Source organism: Streptomyces sp. x-19 (assembly GCF_046549115.1).
In the GTDB taxonomy this organism is placed as follows: Bacteria; Actinomycetota; Actinomycetes; order Streptomycetales; family Streptomycetaceae; genus Streptomyces; species Streptomyces albulus_C.
Genome location: NZ_JAJPWK010000002.1, coordinates 202,477 through 220,866, shown reverse-complemented (window position 1 = coordinate 220,866; position 18,390 = coordinate 202,477). Strand labels below are relative to the sequence as shown.

The following is an 18,390-nucleotide window of genomic DNA, read 5'->3' as shown; positions in this document are numbered from 1 at the left end:
GGCTCCACGGACTCCACGACCGTCATGACGCTCCTCAACGAGACTTCCACCCGACAAAGCCAGCTCGGCCGGCCCATGGCAGCGGCGAGCGGCTGCCCGCCATGCCCGCCATCCTGCCGCGGCCACCGCCAACGGCGCCTCCGTGTTTCACGTGAAACGCCGCCGGGGGCTTCACCTGAGCCGTGGTACGACGCCCAGCAGCAGCCGGGCACGGTTTCACGTGAAACGACGCACCTCCCTCAGCCCGTCGTTTCACGTGAAACACCCCAGCGGGCTGCGCCCTCACGTCACGTCCACGGCCCTCATCGCCCGCTCTACCCAGGTCTGTTCCTCGACGGGAAGCCAGCGCGCCGCATGCACCCTGTGCAGCGCGCTCCGCAGCCGAACCCGGTCCCCAGTCGTCCCGAGGTAGCCCAGATACGCCGGCAGCGTCAGCCCCAACGCCTTGAGGTCGCCCCGCTCGCACCACCGCGCCAGCAACTCCCGCACCGGCCCTTCGACTCCGACGTCGACACGTCCTCGCCGCCCTGCCTCCGCGTCCCCCTCCGCGGCAGCGGCGGCCGCCGTGTCCCGCAGCCCCTCCCCGATCGCGAACCGGTTCCAGTCCCCGTACTGCCCCTCCGGCGCGTCGGCCGCCCGGTCCGCCGCCAGCACGAAGTACCGGTGGGCACAGGCGAGTCGACCGAGTTCCCGGTACGCGGTGGCCATGTTCACGTACAGCGACGGATAGAAGCCCTGCACCCGCTCGTCCCCGACCAGGTCGGCACGGTCCAGGCACTCCTGGTTCCAGCGCAACGTCTCCGCGGGCGAGCTCTGGTGCCGCGCGAGGTAGTGCGCGGCGATGCACGCCTCGTAGTCGTCGCGGGCACCGTCCCACGCCTGCTGGAAGAGCTCCCGCGCCGCCGCGGCGCGGCCCTCCGCCTCGGCCTGCATGCCCGCCACGCACAGCCGTACCACCGGTAGTTCCGGATCCATCCGCCCGCTTCCTCCCTCAGCCGTCGTCGTCGCCCGCCCCGGGCGTCCGTACCGCTCCCGCGTCCCTCACCGTGCCGGCGCCGACTCTCCGCTGCCCGCCCTCAGCGGTCCCGCACGGGCATCACCACCATCGTGAAACTCCCCTGGTCCGCCGAGCGGACGACGACCGGCTGGTCCGGCGCCGCGATCTCCAGCAGCACGTCGGGCCCCACCCCCGCCTCCAGCACCGGCACCAGGACCGCAGGATCGAAGGCGATCCGCAGTCCGGGGCCGGTGCGGATCGCCCGCAACCCGTCGGGCCCGGCCTCCCCGCCCGACACCGCCAGCACCCCTTCTGTGGTGCCGCCCGCTTCCGCCCCGACCGCCAACGACACCGCCGCGCCGCCCCGGTCCGCCACCGCGTCCCGAAGCGCCGCCCGGTCCACAATCACCCGGTGCCGCACGGCCGCCAGCCCCGTCAGCATCAGCCGGTAGTCCGGGAACTCCCCCGGCTCGCCCTCGCCGACGTCCGCCGTGCCCCAGCTCTCCGTCCCGCTGCGCAGCTGCACCCGTGCGGTGTCCGCACCCTCCACCGCAGCCGGGAACTCCACCTCGACCAACCGCCGCCGCACGGCCCACCGGGCCATCCGGCGCGCGGTGTCCGCCGCGAGCAGCACCCACCGAGGACCGCCCTCGTGGGCCTCCGGCCGCAGCGCCCGCACCGCCAGCCGGTAGCGGTCCGTTGCCACCAACCGCATTTCCCCGTCGCCGAGTTCCAGCAGTACGCAGCCCAGCGCCGGGTGTTCCGCGGCCAGCGCGCCGACCGCCGCCGCGGGTCCCACCTGCCGCACCGCGCTGGCGAGCTCCGCCCCGTCCACCCGCGCCCGCGCGGTTCCCCCGTGGTCCGCCGGCGTCGCGGACGCCTCCCGCAGGAAGCCCTCCACCACGGCGCGTGCCTCCTCGGCCGCCCGCTGGGTCCGCTCCAGGTGCGCCCGCAGCACGTCCCGGGCCGCGGCCTCGGGACCGTCCAGCACGGTCTCGACGTCCACCAGCGGCAGCCCCGCGGCCCGCAGGTGGCGCAGGCGCACCGCCCGCTCCACCTGCCCGGCCCCGTAGCGCCGGTACCCCGTTGCGGCGTCCACCCGGTCCGGTCGCAGCACCCCGCAGTCGTCGTAGAAGCGCAGCGCGCTCGGCGTCAGTCCCGCCCGCCGGGCGAACGCGCCGATGCCCCACAGCTCGCCGTCCTCGTCCATGGCCGCGATTCTCGGACTTCGACCAACCTGAAGGTCAAACCGTCCGCCGGGATGCCGGTGGCCCCGCGCCGCGGACGCTCCGCTCCGTCACGGCGCGAGCGCGTCCTCGACCAGCTGGGACCAGCCGGTCCCCGTGCCCTCCCGGGCCACCTCGGTGAACCGCGCGTCGCCGAGGCGGTCCCGCGCGGACCGTTCGATCCGGGCCGCGTCCGGGTGGGAGTGGTCCTGGAGCCCGCGCACGTCCGTGTTCGCCGCGAGCAGCCGCACGGCCTGCTCCGGCCGGTCGCGGCGCAGTGCCAGGTCCGCGACCCCGACCAGCACCTGCGCGATCAGCGGCGCGTATCCCGCCTCGGCCGCCGCCGCGCAGGCCGCCGCGCGGTGCGCCCGGGCCTCGTCGAGGTCGTCGGTGAGGTAGCCGTGCAGGTCGTGCGTCAACGCGCGGATCTGCGCCCCGTCCGCCTCGTCGCCCAGCAAGGCGGCCATGACGCCGAGTTGGTCCCGCGCCTCCTCGGTGTTGCCGCTCCACCGGGCGAGTTCCGCCTTCGACAGGGCCAGTTCGGCCAGCGCGTCCGGCCAGGTGACCCGCTCCGCGCACCGCTGCGCCTCGGCGAGGGTGGCCGCGCTGGTGTCCTCGTCGCCCAGCAGCCAGTACAGCTGCGCCTGCCGCGCCCGCATGCGGATGACGTCCTCGGTGGCACCGACCTCGGTGACCGCCGTGATCGCCTGCTCGTAGTGCGCGCACGCACCGGCGAACGCGCCGCGCGCCGCCATCCGGTCCGCCAGCTCGGACTGCGCGAACGAGATCCCGAACCGCTCGCCGAGCAAACGGAACTCGGCGAGCGCCTTCTCCAGGTGGACGTCGGCTTCCGTCCCGCCCAGCCCGTGCACGATCCGCATCTTGCCCGACTGCAGCCGGGCCATGGCCCGCACCCAGGGGTCTGCGTCGTCGAGGAGCGGTTCGAACGCGGACAAGGCCGTGTCCGGGGCCCGCAGCATGCGTTCCAGCGGGGCGACGAGCCCCAGCAACGGGGAGCGGCGCCGACTGCGCTGGCTGGACCGGTACGCCTTATGGATCCATTCGGCGGCCTGGTGCTCGTCGCCCCGTCCGGAGCTGACGAACTGCACCATGAAGGCGTACGCCATGGCCCGGACCTCGTCGGTGACCTCGCCCGGCGTCCGACTGGCCGCGGCGATCAGCTCCCTGCCCTCGGTCCGGTGCCCGGCGAGCCACCAGTACCAGCCCGCGGCCGCCGCGAGCCGCATCGCTTCCTGAGCCTCACCCGCCGCGAGCGCACCGCGCATCGCCGCGCCGATGTTGTCATGCTCGGCCTCCAGCACGGCCAGCCAGTGGAGTTGCTCGGCCCGGCGCAGGTGCGGCTCCGCGGTCTCGGTGAGTTCGGTGAAGTGGGCCAGGTGTGCGTGGCGCGCCCGGTCCGTTTCCCCCGCCTCCGCGAGCCGGTGCCCGGCGTACTCCTTGATCGTGCCGCTCATGCGGTAGCGCGGCGTGCCGTCGCCCTCCGCGAGCAGCAGCGACTTCTCGGCCAGCGCCGTGAGCAGTTCGAGCACGAGTTCCGGCTCGGCCCCGTCGCCGGCGCAGACCCGTTCGGCCGCTTCCAGGCTCGCCCCGCCGGAGAACACCGAGAGCCTGCGCAACACCGTCCGCTCGGCGCCGGTGAGCAGTTCCCAGCTCCAGTCGACCACCGCGCGCAGCGTCTTGTGGCGCGGCAGCGCGGTCCGGCTGCCGCTGGTCAGCAGGCGGAACCGGTCGTCGAGCCGGTTGGCGAGCTGATCGACGGACAGGGTGCGCAGCCGGGCCGCGGCCAGTTCGATGGCCAGTGGCATTCCGTCCAGGGCACGGCAGACGCGCGCCATCGTCGCCAGCGCCTGGGCGTCGACCGCAAGGTCCGGGCGGACCGCCCCGGCCCGGTCCCGCAGCAGTTGGACGGCGGGGGAGTTCGCGGTCCCGTCCGGGCCCGCGTCGGTCGCCGGCAGCGCCAGAGGTTCGAGGGGCCACAGCGCCTCCCCGGTGATGCCGAGCGGTTCCCGGCTCGTCGCCAGGACCCGCAGCCGTCGGCACTCCCCGAGCACCCGGTGGACGAAGACCGCCGCCGACTCGATGACGTGCTCGCAGTTGTCCAGGACGAGCAGTGCCTCCCGCTCGCGGACCGCGGCGATCAGGCGGTCCGTCAGCTCCGCGTGCGGGGCCCCGCCGAGCAGCGTGTCGCGCAGCCCCAGTCCGGCGAGCGCCGCCTGCGGCACGTCGCCGTCCACGCCGAGGGCGGCGAGCTCCACCAGCCACGCTCCGTCCGGCAGATCACCGAGCAGCGTGCGCGCGGTCTCCGTGGCCAGCCTGGTCTTCCCGGCGCCCCCCGGTCCGATGACGGTGGTGAGCCGGTGCTCGGCGACGAGCCCGCGGAGCGCGGCGACGTCGGTGTCCCGGCCGACGAAGCTGGTCAGTTCGGCGCGCAGGTTGGTCCTGCGGCTCTCCTCGCGCCGCCCCAACTCACCGCGCAGCAGCGCGACGTGCACGGCGGACAGCTCCGGCGAGGGGTCGGCGCCCAGCGTGTCGGCGAGGGCTTCCCGTGCGCGCTGGTACACCAGGAGCGCCTCGCTGTCGCGACCGGCCGCGGCGAGGGCGCGCATCAGCGCGGCGACGAGCCGCTCGCGTACCGGGTGCGCGGCCACCAGGTCGGTCAGCTCCGTGACCGCCTCCGCACCGCGCCCGAGGGCGACGTCCGCGTCGGCCCGCTCCTCCGTGGCGGTCAGCCGCAGCCCCTCCAGCCGCCCGACCGCCGCGTCGAACGCGGCGCTGTCCTGCAGACCGACGTCCTGCAGGGCCGCACCGCGCCACAGCCCGAGGGCCTCGCGCAGCAGCCCCGCCCGTCGGGCCGCGTCCTCGGTACGGACCTGCCCCTCGGTCGCGAGGCGTTCGAACCGTACGGCGTCGACGGCGTCGGGCTCGACCGCCAACCGGTAGCCGTCCGGGTGCCCCTCGACCGTCCCGCCCGGCAGCACCTTCCGCAGCCGGGAGACCAGGCGCTGCAGCGCGTTCGTGGCGTCGGCGGGCGGCTGCTCCCCCCAGATCCAGTCGATCAGCGACGCCTTCGGGACCACCCGCCCCGGCCTGAGCGCGAGGGCGACCAGCAGTCCGCGCAACCGCGCGCCCGGTACGTCGGCCGAGCCGCCGTCCGCCGTGCGCACCTCCAAGGGGCCCAGCATCCCGATCTGCACCCGCTGATTTTGCCACGGGCGTTCGACGCCCCTCACCGGATCAACGACGCCTCACCGCCCGAAGGTTGAGCACCGCGTGCGGGACCGTCCGCAGCGGGTGCGCCGGCCGGCGTCGGCCCCGGTCCGGAGGGACGAGCCTCGTCGCGCGGGCCCGCGTTCGGACGTGACGTGGTGGGTGGTCATCCCGTCCATCCGGTGTGGCGCAGCCAGTCCTCGAAGGTCATCAGGTCGGGGTGCAGGCGGCGCAGGAGGTTGAGGTCCCGGTCCCGGGCGCAGAGATCACGGTCGGCGAAGAACTGGAACATCGCCGCGTAGTCGTGGCCGAAGTCGGGGACGGCGGCGCGCAGTTCGTCGTGCGGCATCGGGAGGTAGGTGCTGGGGACGCCCGTGACCCGGGCGAAGGTGGCGGCGATCGCGTCGCCGGTGAGGCTGTCGCCGATCACCGCGAGGTCGCGGGCGCCCCAGGACTGCCAGTTGTCGAACATATGGCAGGCGAACCAGGCGATGTCGTCGAGGGCGACGAGCGGGTAGGGGGCGGCGCCGAGGGGGAGCCTGAAGGTCAGGCCGCCCCGGCCGTCCGGTCGGGGCGCGAGCCGGTCCCGCAGGTTCTCGAAGTACGGCGCCGTGGTCAGTACCGAGACGTGGTCCGTGTACCAGCCGTCGGTCTCCTTTCGGAGCATTTCCTCCGACCGCATCAGGTCGATGTGGGCGGCGACGGCGGCCTTGCTGTCGAAGTGCGGGACGGGGCGGCCGGTCAGGGACACCGCGCTGTCCAACGAGGACCAGGTGAAACGCTCCACGCCGGCCCGCTCCGCGGCGGCCAGCAAGTGCAGCCCTTGCCGGTACTCACCCACGGCGCTGCCCGTCGCGAAGAAGTCGGTGTTGGCGAACACGCGGTCGGCCTGCCCCATCAGGACTTCGAGGGCCGCCGCGTCGGAACGGACCAGTCGCACGCGGTCGGGCGCGGTGGCGGCGAGTTCGGTGGCGTGGGCGGACTCCGGGTGGCGGGTGGGCACGGTGAGGGTGGCGTCGGTGGTGGCCAACAGGCGTCGGATCACGTGCCTGCCCATGGCTCCGGTGCCGCCGACGACGAGGACGTGGGTCATGGCGTTCTTCCCTGGTGTGTCAGGACGTGTTCGGCCACCTGGGCGTGGGTCGCGACCCAGACGTCGCCGGACGCACGGAGGTGGTCGAGGATCTGGCCGACCATGCCCGCGAGGAGCGGTCGGCCTGCGACGTGGGCGTGGACGGTCAGACGGAAGACGCCTGGGCCGGGGGCGGCGAGCATCTGGTCCAGTAGCTCGCGGTGCAGGTCGCGGTAGGCGTACGGGCCGGCCGCGGCGTCCCGTACGTCGGAGTGGTCGCTGTGCATGAGGGAGACCAGAGGACCGTGAGCGGTGGACAGGACCTGCGGGAGGTCGTGGTCGCCGTGGTCGCCGGTCCAGCGGTAGCCGGCCTCGGCGAGCAGGTCGACGGTGTGCCGCGAACCGGTGGCGCGCGGGCTCATCCACCCCGTCGGGCGCACGCCGGTGACGCGGCGCAGGACGTCGGTGCAGCGACGGATGTTGGTCCGCTCGGCATCGACGTCGAGCAGCGCGGGCACCACGTCCTGGGCCCAGGAGTGTGCGGCGATCTCGTGGCCCGCCTCGTGCACGGCCAGGACGGTCTCGGGGTGCCGCTCGGCCACCAGCCCGTTGACGCCGACGGTGGCGGGCAGGTCACCGAGGACGTCGAGCAGCCGCCAGATGCCGGTGGTGACGCCGTACTCCGCCCAGGAGGTGCTGTGCGTGTCGTCGACGCCGGGCAGCGGCCACGCCGCGGCCATCGGCGCGTAGGCGGGCCAGTGCCCTGGTGACCACAGTTCCAACGCGACGGTGACCAGCGCGACGACCTTCCGCCCGCCCGGCCATGCGGTCTCTGCCCTCATGGGTTCCCCCTGCTCGGTAGCTTCCGTCGTGGACGCTAGTGAGGCGGTAGGTACCTCCGGGTTCCTGGCGGCGGGCTACGGTCGAGGCATGCGTGAGTACTCCGGCAGCGTCTTCCTCGCCGACTGCCCGGCTCGGCTGGCGATCGAGATCATCGCCGACAAGTGGGCGGTGGTCGTGCTGTTCGCGTTGAGCCGGGAACCGTGCAGGCACGGCGAGTTGGTCGACCTGATCGGCGGAATCTCGCGGAAGGTGCTGACCCAGACGCTGCGGCGGTTGCAGGGGTACGGCCTGGTCGACCGCCACGCGGAGGCCGGGAAGGTCGCGTACGTGCTGACGGACTTGGGCCGGACACTGGTGCAGCCCATCGCCGTGCTGACCGAGTGGGCGCACGAGCACGGCGCGGCCGTGGTGGGATTCCAGGAGTCCCAAGCGAACTGAGTTCGCTCGGCGTCCCGGCTCAGGTCTGCGCCATGTCCACGAAGCGCGAGTAGTGGCCCTGGAACGCCACGGTGATGGTCGCGGTCGGACCGTTACGGTGCTTCGCCACGATCAGGTCGGCCTCACCGGCCCGGGGCGATTCCTTCTCGTAGGCGTCCTCGCGGTGCAGCAGGATGACCATGTCGGCGTCCTGCTCGATGGAACCGGACTCACGCAGGTCCGACACCATCGGCTTCTTGTCCGTGCGCTGTTCGGGGCCACGGTTCAGCTGCGACAGCGCGATGACCGGCAGCTCCAGCTCCTTGGCCAGCAGCTTGAGGTTTCGGGACATGTCCGAGACCTCCTGCTGACGGCTCTCGGCCCGCTTCGAACCACCGGACTGCATCAGCTGGAGGTAGTCGATGACCACGAGCTTGAGCTCGTTGCGCTGCTTCAGCCGCCGGCACTTGGCGCGGATCTCCATCATCGAGAGGTTCGGCGAGTCGTCGATGTAGAGCGGGGCGGCCGAGACGTCCGGCATCCGGCGCGCCAGCCGCGTCCAGTCGTCGTCCGTCATGCTGCCGGACCGCATGTGGTGCAGCGCGACCCGGGCCTCGGCGGACAGCAGACGCATCGCGATCTCGTTGCGCCCCATTTCGAGCGAGAAGATCACGCTCGGCAGGTTGCTCTTGATCGAGCAGGCCCGCGCGAAGTCCAGCGCGAGCGTGGACTTACCCATGGCCGGACGGGCCGCGATCACGATCATCTGCCCCGGGTGCAGACCGTTGGTGAGCGCGTCGAGGTCGGTGAAGCCCGTCGGCACACCGGTCATCTGGCCCTGCCGCGAGCCGATCGCCTCGATCTCGTCGAGCGCGCCCTCCATGATGTCGCCGAGCGGCAGGTAGTCCTCGCTGGTCCGCTGCTCGGTGACGGCGTAGATCTCCGCCTGGGCCTTGTTGACGATCTCGTCGACGTCGCCGTCGGCCGCGTATCCCATCTGCGTGATCCGGGTGCCGGCCTCGACGAGGCGGCGGAGCACGGCCCGCTCGTGGACGATCTCGGCGTAGTACTCGGCGTTGGCGGCCGTCGGTACCGACTGGACCAGGGTGTGCAGGTAGGAGGCGCCGCCGACCCGGCCGATCTCGCCGCGCTTGGTGAGCTCGGCCGCGATGGTGATCGGGTCGGCCGGCTCGCCCTTGGCGTACAGGTCGAGGATCGCCTGGAAGATCAGCTCGTGGGCGGGACGGTAGAAGTCGTCCCCCTTGAGCACCTCGACGACGTCGGCGATGGCGTCCTTGGACAGCAGCATGCCGCCGAGCACGGACTGCTCGGCGTCGAGGTCCTGCGGCGGGACCCGCTCGAAACCGCCGGGCCAGGAGCCCCCGCCGTCCTCGTCGCGCTCCGCACGGTCGCCGCGGCCCCGACCCTTGCCGTCACCACGGCGGGAGCGGGCGGCCGGCAGCAGGTCGCTGGGACCGGAGTCCGCCCAGGGGTCGTCCATGGGCTCGGGAATGCTCACCCCGGCACCTCCTCCCGTCCGCGACGCGGACCTTGCTGTGCGGTTCTTTCTTACGGCACAGCCCTGACATTCGAGACGCCCGACTCCGGTTACGGCGCGTCGAGTTCGGACGGGTTCTCATGGCCGGAACAGGCGGCGGGTGCCGGACCACGGTAGGCCCGCGCGCACCGTCCGCCAATCTGGTTATCCACAGGCCATGTGGATGACCGCCCCATAGCTGTGGAGAAGTCCCCGGATCCTGTGCACGGGCTGGGGGAAACTTCTGTGGACAAGCACACAATCACGCCACCCACACCCCTCTGACCTGCATTTTCTTCATCCATAGGCTGTGGGGGAGAAAAACTTCGGCAACCTGTTCATGATCGTCGCCAACGCCACGCGGACGTCACCGGCACGCAGCGTAAAGTAAGGACCGCAAGACGGTTGCATCTCTTACCTGTGGACGATTAGATTGCGCCTCATGACCCAGGCCCCCGCGACGCCCCGGCGCGCCCTCCGCCACCATGACCGCGAGATCGTCGCGCTGGCGCTGCCCGCCTTCGGCTCCCTCGTCGCGGAGCCGCTCTTCGTCATGGTCGACAGCGCCGTCATCGGCCACCTGGGCACCCGCCAACTCGCCGGGCTCGGCGTCGCCGCCGCCCTCCTCACAACCGCCGTCTCCGTCTTCGTCTTCCTCGCCTACGCCACCACCGCCGCGGTCGCCCGCCGGGTCGGCGCCGGCGACCTCTCCTCCGCGATACGCCAGGGCATGGACGGTATCTGGCTCGCCCTCCTCCTCGGCGCGGCCGTCATCGTCACCGTCCTGCCCACCGCCCCCTGGCTCGTCGAAGCCTTCGGCGCCTCACCGGCCGCCGCCCCGTACGCCACGACCTACCTGCGCATCAGCGCCCTCGGCATCCCCGCGATGCTGGTCGTCCTGGCCGCCACCGGAGTCCTCCGCGGCCTCCAGGACACCAAGACCCCGCTCTACGTCGCCATCGGCGGCTTCACCGCCAACGCCGCCCTCAACGCCGGACTGGTCTACGTCGCCGGGCTCGGCATCGCCGGCTCCGCCTGGGGCACCGTCATCGCCCAGTGCGGCATGGCCGCGGTCTACCTCGTCGTAGTGGTCCGCGGCGCCCGTCGCCATGGTGCCTCACTCCGCCCGGACGCCGCCGGGATCCGCGCCTGCGCGCAGGCCGGCGTCCCGCTGCTGATCCGAACGCTCTCGCTGCGCGCGGTGCTGATGATCGCCACCGCGGTCGCCGCCCGGCTCGGCGACGCCGACGTCGCCGCCCACCAGATCGTCCTGTCCCTGTGGCAGCTCCTGGCCTTCGCCCTGGACGCCATCGCCATCGCCGGCCAGGCCATCATCGGACGCTACCTCGGGGCCGGCGACCAGGACGGTGCCCGTGCCGCCTGCCGCCGCATGGTCCAGTGGGGCATCGCCTCCGGCATCGTCCTCGGGGTGCTGGTGGTGCTGGCCCGGCCGCTGTTCGTCCCGCTCTTCACCACCGACCCCGCCGTCCGGTCCCCGCTGCTCACCACGCTCCTGGTCGTCGCGATCACCCAGCCCGTCGCCGGCATCGTCTTCATCCTCGACGGCGTCCTCATGGGCGCGGGGGACGGGCCCTACCTCGCCGGAGCGATGGTGGTGACACTCGCCGTCTTCGCCCCGGCCGCCCTGGCCGTCCCCGCCCTCGGCGGCGGCCTCGTCGCCCTGTGGTGGGCGATGGCCCTGATGATGACCACCCGGATGCTCACACTGTGGCTGCGCACCCGGTCCGGTCGGTGGATTGTGACGGGGGCCTCCCGGTGAACCACCTCGCCAATCCCGGACCCGTGCAGATAATGACCTTGTGCGCTCGCTTGCCAGGAAATCCGTCCTGCCCCTGACGCTCGTCATCGTGGGGGCAGCTGCAGTGGTGGGCTACGCGGCGGAGGAGTCCCACCCGAGCAGAACCACCGGCAGCCACACCGGCCACGGCACGTCCGGCGCATCCGGCGACGAGCCCGAGGACCAGGACCCCTCGGCCAGCGCCCCGCCCAAGAACGGCAACGCCTACACGCCGCGCAGGACGGAGGAGAACGCCCGGATCGGCGCAGTCTTCGAGAAGGACGACCACGGCTCCCACTTCTGCACCGCCAGCGTGGTGCAGAGCCCGGGCCGGAACATGCTGATCACCGCGGCCCACTGCGCCTTCGACGCCGACGCCGGCAAGCCGGTGGACGACCTGGTCTTCGCCCCCGACTACCGCAACGGCGACGAGCCGACCGGCCTGTGGAAGGTCAACAAGGTCGTGGTCGACGACCGCTGGGCAAAGTCGCAGGACGAGGACCTCGACGTCGCCTTCCTCGTCCTCGACGCCAAGCAGGGCAAGGAGATCCAGGATGTCCTCGGCGGCAACACCCTCGGCATCGACCGCGGCTTCGACAACCAGGTGAAGATCACCGGCTACCCCACCAGCCGCGACACCCCGATCTCCTGCCAGAACCGCACCACGAAGTTCAGCGACACCCAGATGCGCGTCCAGTGCACCGATTTCGAGGGCGGCACCAGCGGCAGCCCCTGGCTGGCCGACTACGACCCCAAGAGCCACACCGGCACGGTCATAGGCATCCTCGGCGGCCACGAGGGCGGCGGCGACGAGGACGACGTCTCCTACGCCTCGTATTTCGACGAGGACATCGCCCATCTCTACAAGCGCGCCCAGGACGAGGACTGAGCCTCGGCCCCGCGCCCCCGTTCAACGCGAAGGGCCGCACCCCGTGGCGGGGTACGGCCCTTCAGCGTGCTGCTGCGAGCTGCGCTCAGGCGGCGACGACCTCGACGCCGAGCTTTGCAACGACCTCGGCGTGCAGACGCACCGAGACCTGGTGCGCGCCCAGGGTCTTGATCGGCGAACCGATCTCCACGCGACGCTTGTCGACGTCCGGACCACCGGCAGCCTTGATCGCCGAGGCGACGTCGGCCGGGGTGACGGAGCCGAACAGGCGACCCGCGTCGCCGGCACGGACGGCCAGCTTCACGTTGACGCCCTCAAGCTGAGCCTTGACCTCGTTGGCCTGCTCGATCGTGGCGATCTCACGGATCTTGCGACCGCGACGGATCTGCGCGACGTCCTTCTCGCCACCCTTGGTCCAGCGGATCGCGAAACCACGCGGAACCAGGTAGTTACGGGCGTACCCGTCCTTGACGTCAACAACGTCACCAGCGGTACCGAGGCCGGAGACCTCGTGGGTGAGGATGATCTTCATTTGTCGGTCACCCTTCCCTTATCGCGCGGTGGACGTGTAGGGCAGCAGCGCCATCTCACGGCTGTTCTTCACGGCCGTGGCGACGTCACGCTGGTGCTGAGTGCAGTTGCCGGTCACCCGGCGGGCACGGATCTTGCCGCGGTCGGAGATGAACTTCCGCAGCAGGTTCGTGTCCTTGTAGTCGACGTAGGAGATCTTCTCCTTGCAGAACACGCAAACCTTCTTCTTAGGCTTGCGAGCAGGCGGCTTCGCCATTGTCTCTCTCCAGTGAGTTCAAGAAGTGTGTGCTGACGCCCTCAAGGCCCCAGGCCGTTCGCCGACCTCGTTTCACGTGAAACGAGCCGTTTCACGTGAAACACCGGCGGACGAACGCATCGCCCGGACCTAGAAGGGCGGCTCGTCCGAGTAGCCGCCGCCGGAGCCGCCGCCCCAGCCACCGCCGCCGCCCTGGCCACCCTGGCCGCCCTGGCCACCGCCAGAAGGACCACCGGTCGCCCACGGGTCGTCGGCCGGAGCGCCGCCGCCCTGCTGACCGCCGCCGGGGCCACCGCCCCAGCCGCCGCCACCCTGGCCGCCGCCCTGCTGACCGCCGCCCTGGCCGCCGCCGAAGCCGCCGCCCTGGCCACCACGACCGCTGGTCTTGGTGACCTTCGCCGTGGCGTTGCGCAGGCTCGCGCCCACTTCCTCGACGTCGAGCTCGTAGACCGTGCGCTTCACGCCCTCGCGATCCTCGTACGACCGCTGCTTCAAGCGGCCCTGGACGATCACGCGGGTACCCCGCGTAAGGGACTCGGCGACGTTCTCCGCCGCCTGACGCCACACCGAGCAGGTCAGGAACAGGCTCTCGCCGTCCTTCCACTCGTTGGTCTGGCGGTCGAAGGTGCGGGGAGTGGACGCGACGCGGAACTTCGCGACCGCCGCACCGGACGGGGTGAAGCGCAGCTCGGGGTCGTCGACAAGATTGCCGACGACCGTGATGACGGTCTCGCCTGCCATTAGGGGAACCTCTCGGCGGGTGTGCTGCTGGCTGCTGGTGTTGCTGCTACTCGAACCCGATTACCGCTGGACGCGTACGCGCTCAGTGGGTCTCGGGACGGAGGACCTTGGTCCGAAGAACCGACTCGTTCAGGTTCATCTGACGGTCGAGCTCCTTGACGACCGCAGGCTCGGCCTGCAGGTCGATGACCGAGTAGATGCCCTCGGGCTTCTTGTTGATCTCGTACGAGAGACGACGACGGCCCCAGGTGTCGACCTTCTCGACCTTTCCGTTGCCCTCACGGACGACGGAGAGGAAGTTCTCGATCAGGGGGGCGACAGCGCGCTCCTCCAGATCGGGGTCGAGGATGACCATCACCTCGTAGTGACGCATGGTTAACCCACCTCCTTTGGACTCAGCGGCCACGGTCGTTCCGTGGCAGGAGGGTCGTGATGCGTTCCGCGCCCGGCCCGCCGGAGAATCCGGGCAGACATGTGCGCAGACCGTACAGAGTACCTGCCTCCGCGCTTCCGGTTGAAATCCGCCCGGCGGACCCCTCAATCTGGAACACAACGGGTGTGAGCGGCGTTACAGTGCGCCGCCCTGTCAGTGGAGGTGCCGCATGGCACAGGCAGCACGGACCCAGCGAAATCTGCTCGCGCTTCTCAACAGCGACGGCCAATCCCATCCCGTGGAGAACACTCTCGCGGTCGTGACCTTGGTACTCGGTGCGATTGCCGCCTTCAGCGCGCTCTCGCCCGGCCTGCACCTGGTCAGTTCCTGGGTGGGCCTGATCGGCATCGGAACGGGCCTGTGGGGCCAGTACATCTCCTCGACGACGGCTGAACGCTTCCTGTTGATCATCGGGCTCGGCGCCGCCGGCGTCGGCTTCTACCTCGGTCTCGCACACGGCGGTCTCTTCGGCGGCGTGGTCGGCTAGACCACCGCGCTGCGGCATACGGGGCCCGGCCCCGTACGGCCCAGACGGGGCGCTCCCCGGTCACAGTAGGCTTCGGCGCGAGAGCCGGAGCCCCGACCATGGGGACACACCAGCCGAGGAGCGCCCCGCATGAGCCTGACCCTGAGGACCATCAGCCGAGAGCAGCATCTGGCATACATCCAGAGCCTGCCCGCGGCGAGCCACATGCAGGTCCCGGCCTGGGCTGACGTCAAGGCCGAGTGGCGGTCCGAGAGCCTGGGCTGGTTCGACGCGTCCGGCGAGCTGGTCGGTGCCGGCCTGGTCCTCTACCGCCAGCTGCCCAAGATCAAGCGCTACCTGGCCTACCTCCCCGAGGGCCCGGTCATCAACTGGTTCGCGCCGAATCTCGAAGAGTGGCTGCGACCGATGCTCGCCCACCTCAAGCAGCAGGGCGCCTTCTCCGTGAAGATGGGCCCGCCGGTGATCATCCGCCGCTGGGACTCCACCGCGATCAAGGGCGGCATTCAGAGCCCCGACGTCAAGCGACTGCGGGACGTCGAGGCCACCCACATCGAACCGCGCGCCTTCGAGGTCGCCGACCGCCTGCGCCGCATGGGCTGGCAGCAGGGCGAGGACGGCGGCGCCGGCTTCGGCGACGTGCAGCCCCGCTACGTCTTCCAGGTGCCGCTGGCCGACCGCGCGCTGGAGGACGTCCACAAGGGCTTCAACCAGCTGTGGCGCCGCAACATCAAGAAGGCCGAGAAGGCCGGCGTCGAGGTCGTCCAGGGCGGCTACGAGGACCTGGCCGAATGGCAGCGGCTCTACGAGATCACCGCGAAGCGCGACCAGTTCCGGCCGCGTCCGCTCGGCTACTTCCAGCGCATGTGGTCCGCCCTCAACTCCGAGGACCCCAACCGCATGCGGCTCTACTTCGCCCGCCACAACGGGGTGAACCTCTCCGCCGCGACCATGCTCGTCGTCGGCGGGCACGTCTGGTACTCCTACGGAGCCTCGGACAACATCGGCCGCGAGGTCCGCCCCTCCAACGCGATGCAGTGGCGGATGCTGCAGGACTCCTACGCGCTCGGCGCCTCCGTCTACGACCTGCGCGGCATCAGCGACTCGCTGGACGAGAACGACCACCTCTTCGGTCTGATCCAGTTCAAGGTCGGCACCGGCGGGCAGGCGGCGGAGTACCTCGGCGAGTGGGACTTCCCGCTCAACAAGCTCCTGCACAAGGCGCTCGACATCTACATGTCGCGCCGCTGACCGCTCCACCGCACCGTCCGCACTCCTGACACACCCCAGCCACGAGAAAGGTTCCGGGCCGGCCATGGCGCTCACCCTCTACGTCGACACCGCACGCTGGCGGGCGCATCAACAGAGCGTTCTCCAGCAGTTCCCCGGGCTGGTCCCGGTCTGCAAGGGCAACGGCTACGGCTTCGGCCACGAACGCCTCGCCGACGAGGCCACCCGGCTCGGTTCCGACATCCTCGCGGTCGGCACGACCTACGAAGCAGCCCAGATCAAGGACTACTTCAGTGGTGATCTGCTGGTCCTGACCCCGTTCCGGCACGGCGAGGAGCCGGTGCCGCTGCCCGACCGCGCGATCCGCTCGGTCTCCTCGGTCGAGGGCGTGGGCGGACTGGTCGGCGCCCGGGTCGTCATCGAGGTCATGAGCAGCATGAAGCGGCACGGCGTGAAGCCGGAGGACCTGCCGAAGCTGGCCGCGGCCATCGAGGACGTCCGGCTGGAGGGCTTCGCCATCCACCTGCCGCTGGACCGCGCCGACGGCACCGACTCGGTCGACGAGGTCATCGGGTGGATGGACCAGCTGCGCGCCGCCCGTCTCCCGCTGCACACCATGTTCGTCAGCCACCTCAAGCCCCAGGAATTCGCCCGCCTCCAGCAGCAGTTCCCGCAGACCCGCTTCCGCGCGCGGATCGGCACCCGGCTGTGGCTCGGTGACCACGACGCCACCGAGTACCGCGGCTCGGTGCTGGACGTCACGCGCGTCGCCAAGGGCGATCGGTTCGGCTACCGCCAGCAGAAGGCGGCCTCGGACGGCTACCTCGTCGTGGTGGCCGGCGGCACCTCGCACGGCGTCGGCCTGGAGTCCCCCAAGGCGCTGCACGGGGTGATGCCGCGGGCCAAGGGCGTGGCCCGCGCCGGCCTGGCGACCGTCAACCGCAACCTCGCGCCGTACGTCTGGGCCGGCAAGCAGCGCTGGTTCGCCGAGCCCCCGCACATGCAGGTGTCGATCCTGTTCGTCCCGTCGGAGGCCCCCGAGCCCAAGGTCGGCGAGGAACTGGTCGCCCACCTGCGGCACACCACCACGCAGTACGACCGCCTCGTGGACCGCTGAGCCGTCCGTCCGGCTGAAGACCGACGTCAGGGCCCGGTGGTGCGGAATCTTCCGCACCACCGGGCCCTGACGCTCTTCGCCGCTTCCCTCAGTCCCGTACGACGCCCCAGCGCACCCGCGGCGCCCCCTCGAAGTGCAGCGCGTGCCGCGGCTCATGGGACGCCTGTCCGAGCACGAACACGTCGGGGCTGCGGTCCAGCACGCCCCCCGAGGGGTCGTCGTCGCCGTCCCTACGGACCACGTCGCGCTCCGGCAGCAGGATGTCCCGGACCACCACGGCGCAGAGGTAGAGCGTGCCGAGCAGGTGCAGTGCGATGGCCAGTTGGTAGCCCTCGGGCGGCAGTCCCTGGTGTTTGTCTCCGCTGCCGGTGTAGGCCAGGTACATCCAGATCCCCAGGAAGTACATGACCTCGCACGCCTGCCAGATCAGGAAGTCCCGCCAGCGCGGCCGGGCCAGCGCCGCCAGCGGGATCAGCCACAGGACGTACTGCGGTGAGTAGACCTTGTTGGTGAGGATGAACAGCGCCACCACGAGGAAGGCGAGCTGTGCGAAGCGCGGCCGGCGCGGTGCGTAGAGGGTCAGCAGCGCGAGGGCTCCGCAACCGACGACCATGAGCAGCGACGCGTAGAGGTTGGCGTTCTCCAGGGGGTTGCCGGTCCGCTGCGAGATCAACAGCCAGACCGAACCGAAGTCGATGGGCCGTTCCTGGCTGAAGGTGTAGAACTTCGCCCAGCCCTCCCGGATGTGGAAGCCGGAGGCATCGTGGGCGATCATCACCGGCAGGTTCACCACCAGCCAGGACACCACCGCACCGAGGACGGCCCGCCCGTACGCGCGCCAGGCCCCCGCCCGCCAGCACAGCACCAGCAGCGGACCGAGCAGCAGGACCGGGTACAGCTTCGCCGCGGTCGCCAGCCCGATCAGGACGCCCGCCGCCAGCGGCCGGCTGCGGGACCACAGCAGCATCCCGGCCGCGGTCAGCGCGACCGCCAGCAGGTCCCAGTTGATGGTGGCGGTGAGGGCGAACGCCGGTGCCAGGGCGACCAGCAGCCCGTCCCACGGACGCCGGCGGTGGGTACGGGCGACGCAGACCGCGATGACCGCGGCGCAGACCATCAGCATGCCGGCGTTGGCCAGCCAGTAGATCTGCTCCCGGGCCTGGATCGTGCCGCCGTGCGGCGTCAGCCAGGAGGCGACCTCCATGAAGAGCCCGGTCAGCACCGGGTACTCCAGGTACTGCATGTCGCCGGGCAGCTTGTCGAAGTAGGGGATCAGGCCGTCGGCGAACCCCCGGCCCGAGTAGAGGTGCGGGATGTCCGAGTAGCAGGCGTGCACGTACTGACTGGTGGCGCCGAAGAACCAGCCGCCGTTGTAGCAGGGCAGCTTCTGCACCATGCCGAGCGCGAACATCCCGATGGCGACGAGTGCGACGACCCGCACCGGCGACAGCCAGTGCGCCCCGAGCAGCGCGCGCCGGCCGATCGGCCCGCCGATCAGCTCGCTGCCGGCCGCCGCCACCTCATCCCGTCGCGTCGGCCGTACGGGCTCGTCCTGTCGCAGGCTCGTCATGGCCCCATCCTGCCGTACCCA

Annotated in this window: 17 protein-coding genes; 6 read left to right on the top strand and 11 right to left on the bottom strand. The window is 71.3% G+C overall.

Annotated features, from left to right (window positions below; genetic code table 11):
* Positions 1–282: 282 nt before the first annotated feature.
* The 5 genes from ACLJT4_RS05310 to ACLJT4_RS05290 form a co-directional block, all read right to left on the bottom strand.
* Positions 283–975, bottom strand: a complete 693-nt coding sequence (locus ACLJT4_RS05310; RefSeq protein ID WP_411121204.1) for a hypothetical protein — start codon at positions 973–975, stop codon at positions 283–285.
* A 101-nt stretch (positions 976–1,076) separates the two neighbouring features.
* Entirely contained in the window at positions 1,077–2,207 is a 1,131-nt protein-coding gene (locus ACLJT4_RS05305; RefSeq protein ID WP_411121203.1) for a MerR family transcriptional regulator, read from the bottom strand.
* 87 nt (positions 2,208–2,294) lie between these two features.
* Positions 2,295–5,438, bottom strand: coding sequence for a BTAD domain-containing putative transcriptional regulator (locus ACLJT4_RS05300; RefSeq protein ID WP_411121202.1), 3,144 nt, complete (start codon positions 5,436–5,438; stop codon positions 2,295–2,297).
* A 179-nt stretch (positions 5,439–5,617) separates the two neighbouring features.
* A complete protein-coding gene (locus ACLJT4_RS05295) occupies positions 5,618–6,544 on the bottom strand; it encodes an NmrA family NAD(P)-binding protein (RefSeq protein WP_411121201.1) in 927 nt (308 codons plus the stop codon).
* Positions 6,541–7,365 carry a polysaccharide deacetylase family protein gene (locus tag ACLJT4_RS05290; protein ID WP_411121200.1) on the bottom strand — a complete coding sequence of 275 codons (825 nt, stop codon included), beginning with the start codon at positions 7,363–7,365 and terminating at the stop codon, positions 6,541–6,543. The genes ACLJT4_RS05295 and ACLJT4_RS05290 overlap by 4 nt, the downstream gene beginning before the upstream one ends.
* Before the next feature lie 88 nt (positions 7,366–7,453).
* On the opposite strand from ACLJT4_RS05290, the gene ACLJT4_RS05285 reads away from it, so the two are divergent.
* On the top strand, positions 7,454–7,804 hold the full coding sequence (locus tag ACLJT4_RS05285) for a winged helix-turn-helix transcriptional regulator (protein WP_376439176.1): 351 nt from the start codon (positions 7,454–7,456) through the stop codon (positions 7,802–7,804).
* Positions 7,805–7,823: 19 nt separating this feature from the next.
* Here ACLJT4_RS05285 and dnaB read toward each other — a convergent pair whose 3' ends face one another.
* Positions 7,824–9,302 (bottom strand): replicative DNA helicase, encoded by a 1,479-nt coding sequence (dnaB, locus tag ACLJT4_RS05280; protein ID WP_411121199.1) that lies wholly within the window; start codon positions 9,300–9,302, stop codon positions 7,824–7,826.
* A 460-nt stretch (positions 9,303–9,762) separates the two neighbouring features.
* On the opposite strand from dnaB, the gene ACLJT4_RS05275 reads away from it, so the two are divergent.
* Positions 9,763–11,100 carry an MATE family efflux transporter gene (locus ACLJT4_RS05275; RefSeq protein ID WP_038520462.1) on the top strand — a complete coding sequence of 446 codons (1,338 nt, stop codon included), beginning with the start codon at positions 9,763–9,765 and terminating at the stop codon, positions 11,098–11,100.
* An 88-nt stretch (positions 11,101–11,188) separates the two neighbouring features.
* A complete protein-coding gene (locus ACLJT4_RS05270) occupies positions 11,189–12,007 on the top strand; it encodes a trypsin-like serine peptidase (protein ID WP_411121198.1) in 819 nt (272 codons plus the stop codon).
* Positions 12,008–12,092: 85 nt separating this feature from the next.
* Here the strand turns inward: ACLJT4_RS05270 and rplI are convergent, their stop codons facing one another.
* The 4 genes from rplI to rpsF all read right to left on the bottom strand — a co-directional run bounded on the left by rplI (position 12,093) and on the right by rpsF (position 13,908).
* Complete coding sequence (gene rplI / locus ACLJT4_RS05265; RefSeq protein ID WP_016578035.1) at positions 12,093–12,539, bottom strand: 50S ribosomal protein L9; 447 nt, start codon at positions 12,537–12,539, stop codon at positions 12,093–12,095.
* Positions 12,540–12,557: 18 nt separating this feature from the next.
* A complete protein-coding gene (gene rpsR / locus ACLJT4_RS05260) occupies positions 12,558–12,794 on the bottom strand; it encodes a 30S ribosomal protein S18 (protein WP_003978893.1) in 237 nt (78 codons plus the stop codon).
* A 129-nt stretch (positions 12,795–12,923) separates the two neighbouring features.
* A complete protein-coding gene (locus ACLJT4_RS05255) occupies positions 12,924–13,535 on the bottom strand; it encodes a single-stranded DNA-binding protein (RefSeq protein WP_016578034.1) in 612 nt (203 codons plus the stop codon).
* 82 nt (positions 13,536–13,617) lie between these two features.
* Complete coding sequence (gene rpsF, locus ACLJT4_RS05250) at positions 13,618–13,908, bottom strand: 30S ribosomal protein S6 (RefSeq protein WP_018542659.1); 291 nt, start codon at positions 13,906–13,908, stop codon at positions 13,618–13,620.
* 229 nt (positions 13,909–14,137) lie between these two features.
* Here rpsF and ACLJT4_RS05245 point away from each other — a divergent pair, with 229 nt between their 5' ends.
* The 3 genes from ACLJT4_RS05245 to ACLJT4_RS05235 all read left to right on the top strand — a co-directional run bounded on the left by ACLJT4_RS05245 (position 14,138) and on the right by ACLJT4_RS05235 (position 16,799).
* Positions 14,138–14,455, top strand: coding sequence for a hypothetical protein (locus ACLJT4_RS05245; RefSeq protein WP_016578032.1), 318 nt, complete (start codon positions 14,138–14,140; stop codon positions 14,453–14,455).
* Between the two features lie 129 nt (positions 14,456–14,584).
* Positions 14,585–15,703 carry a lipid II:glycine glycyltransferase FemX gene (locus tag ACLJT4_RS05240; RefSeq protein WP_016578031.1) on the top strand — a complete coding sequence of 373 codons (1,119 nt, stop codon included), beginning with the start codon at positions 14,585–14,587 and terminating at the stop codon, positions 15,701–15,703.
* Positions 15,704–15,767: 64 nt separating this feature from the next.
* The gene (locus ACLJT4_RS05235) at positions 15,768–16,799 is read left to right on the top strand and encodes an alanine racemase (RefSeq protein WP_411121197.1); all 1,032 of its coding nucleotides are present in this window, start codon (positions 15,768–15,770) and stop codon (positions 16,797–16,799) included.
* Between the two features lie 88 nt (positions 16,800–16,887).
* Here the strand turns inward: ACLJT4_RS05235 and ACLJT4_RS05230 are convergent, their stop codons facing one another.
* Positions 16,888–18,369: a glycosyltransferase family 87 protein gene (locus ACLJT4_RS05230; RefSeq protein ID WP_359820699.1), complete on the bottom strand. Its 1,482-nt coding sequence runs from the start codon at positions 18,367–18,369 to the stop codon at positions 16,888–16,890.
* Positions 18,370–18,390 lie beyond the last annotated feature (21 nt).

Excerpts from the sequence above, each read along its gene's own strand:
- ACLJT4_RS05245 (WP_016578032.1), top strand. The coding sequence starts at position 14,138 with ATGGCACAGGCAGCACGGACCCAGCGAAATCTGCTCGCGCTTCTCAAC.
- ACLJT4_RS05310 (WP_411121204.1), bottom strand. The coding sequence starts at position 975 with ATGGATCCGGAACTACCGGTGGTACGGCTGTGCGTGGCGGGCATGCAG.
- ACLJT4_RS05295 (WP_411121201.1), bottom strand. The coding sequence starts at position 6,544 with ATGACCCACGTCCTCGTCGTCGGCGGCACCGGAGCCATGGGCAGGCAC.
- ACLJT4_RS05240 (WP_016578031.1), top strand. The coding sequence starts at position 14,585 with ATGAGCCTGACCCTGAGGACCATCAGCCGAGAGCAGCATCTGGCATAC.
- ACLJT4_RS05305 (WP_411121203.1), bottom strand. The coding sequence starts at position 2,207 with ATGGACGAGGACGGCGAGCTGTGGGGCATCGGCGCGTTCGCCCGGCGG.
- ACLJT4_RS05235 (WP_411121197.1), top strand. The coding sequence starts at position 15,768 with ATGGCGCTCACCCTCTACGTCGACACCGCACGCTGGCGGGCGCATCAA.
- rplI (WP_016578035.1), bottom strand. The coding sequence starts at position 12,539 with ATGAAGATCATCCTCACCCACGAGGTCTCCGGCCTCGGTACCGCTGGT.
- ACLJT4_RS05230 (WP_359820699.1), bottom strand. The coding sequence starts at position 18,369 with ATGACGAGCCTGCGACAGGACGAGCCCGTACGGCCGACGCGACGGGAT.
- ACLJT4_RS05275 (WP_038520462.1), top strand. The coding sequence starts at position 9,763 with ATGACCCAGGCCCCCGCGACGCCCCGGCGCGCCCTCCGCCACCATGAC.
- ACLJT4_RS05285 (WP_376439176.1), top strand. The coding sequence starts at position 7,454 with ATGCGTGAGTACTCCGGCAGCGTCTTCCTCGCCGACTGCCCGGCTCGG.
- rpsR (WP_003978893.1), bottom strand. The coding sequence starts at position 12,794 with ATGGCGAAGCCGCCTGCTCGCAAGCCTAAGAAGAAGGTTTGCGTGTTC.
- rpsF (WP_018542659.1), bottom strand. The coding sequence starts at position 13,908 with ATGCGTCACTACGAGGTGATGGTCATCCTCGACCCCGATCTGGAGGAG.
- ACLJT4_RS05290 (WP_411121200.1), bottom strand. The coding sequence starts at position 7,365 with ATGAGGGCAGAGACCGCATGGCCGGGCGGGCGGAAGGTCGTCGCGCTG.
- ACLJT4_RS05255 (WP_016578034.1), bottom strand. The coding sequence starts at position 13,535 with ATGGCAGGCGAGACCGTCATCACGGTCGTCGGCAATCTTGTCGACGAC.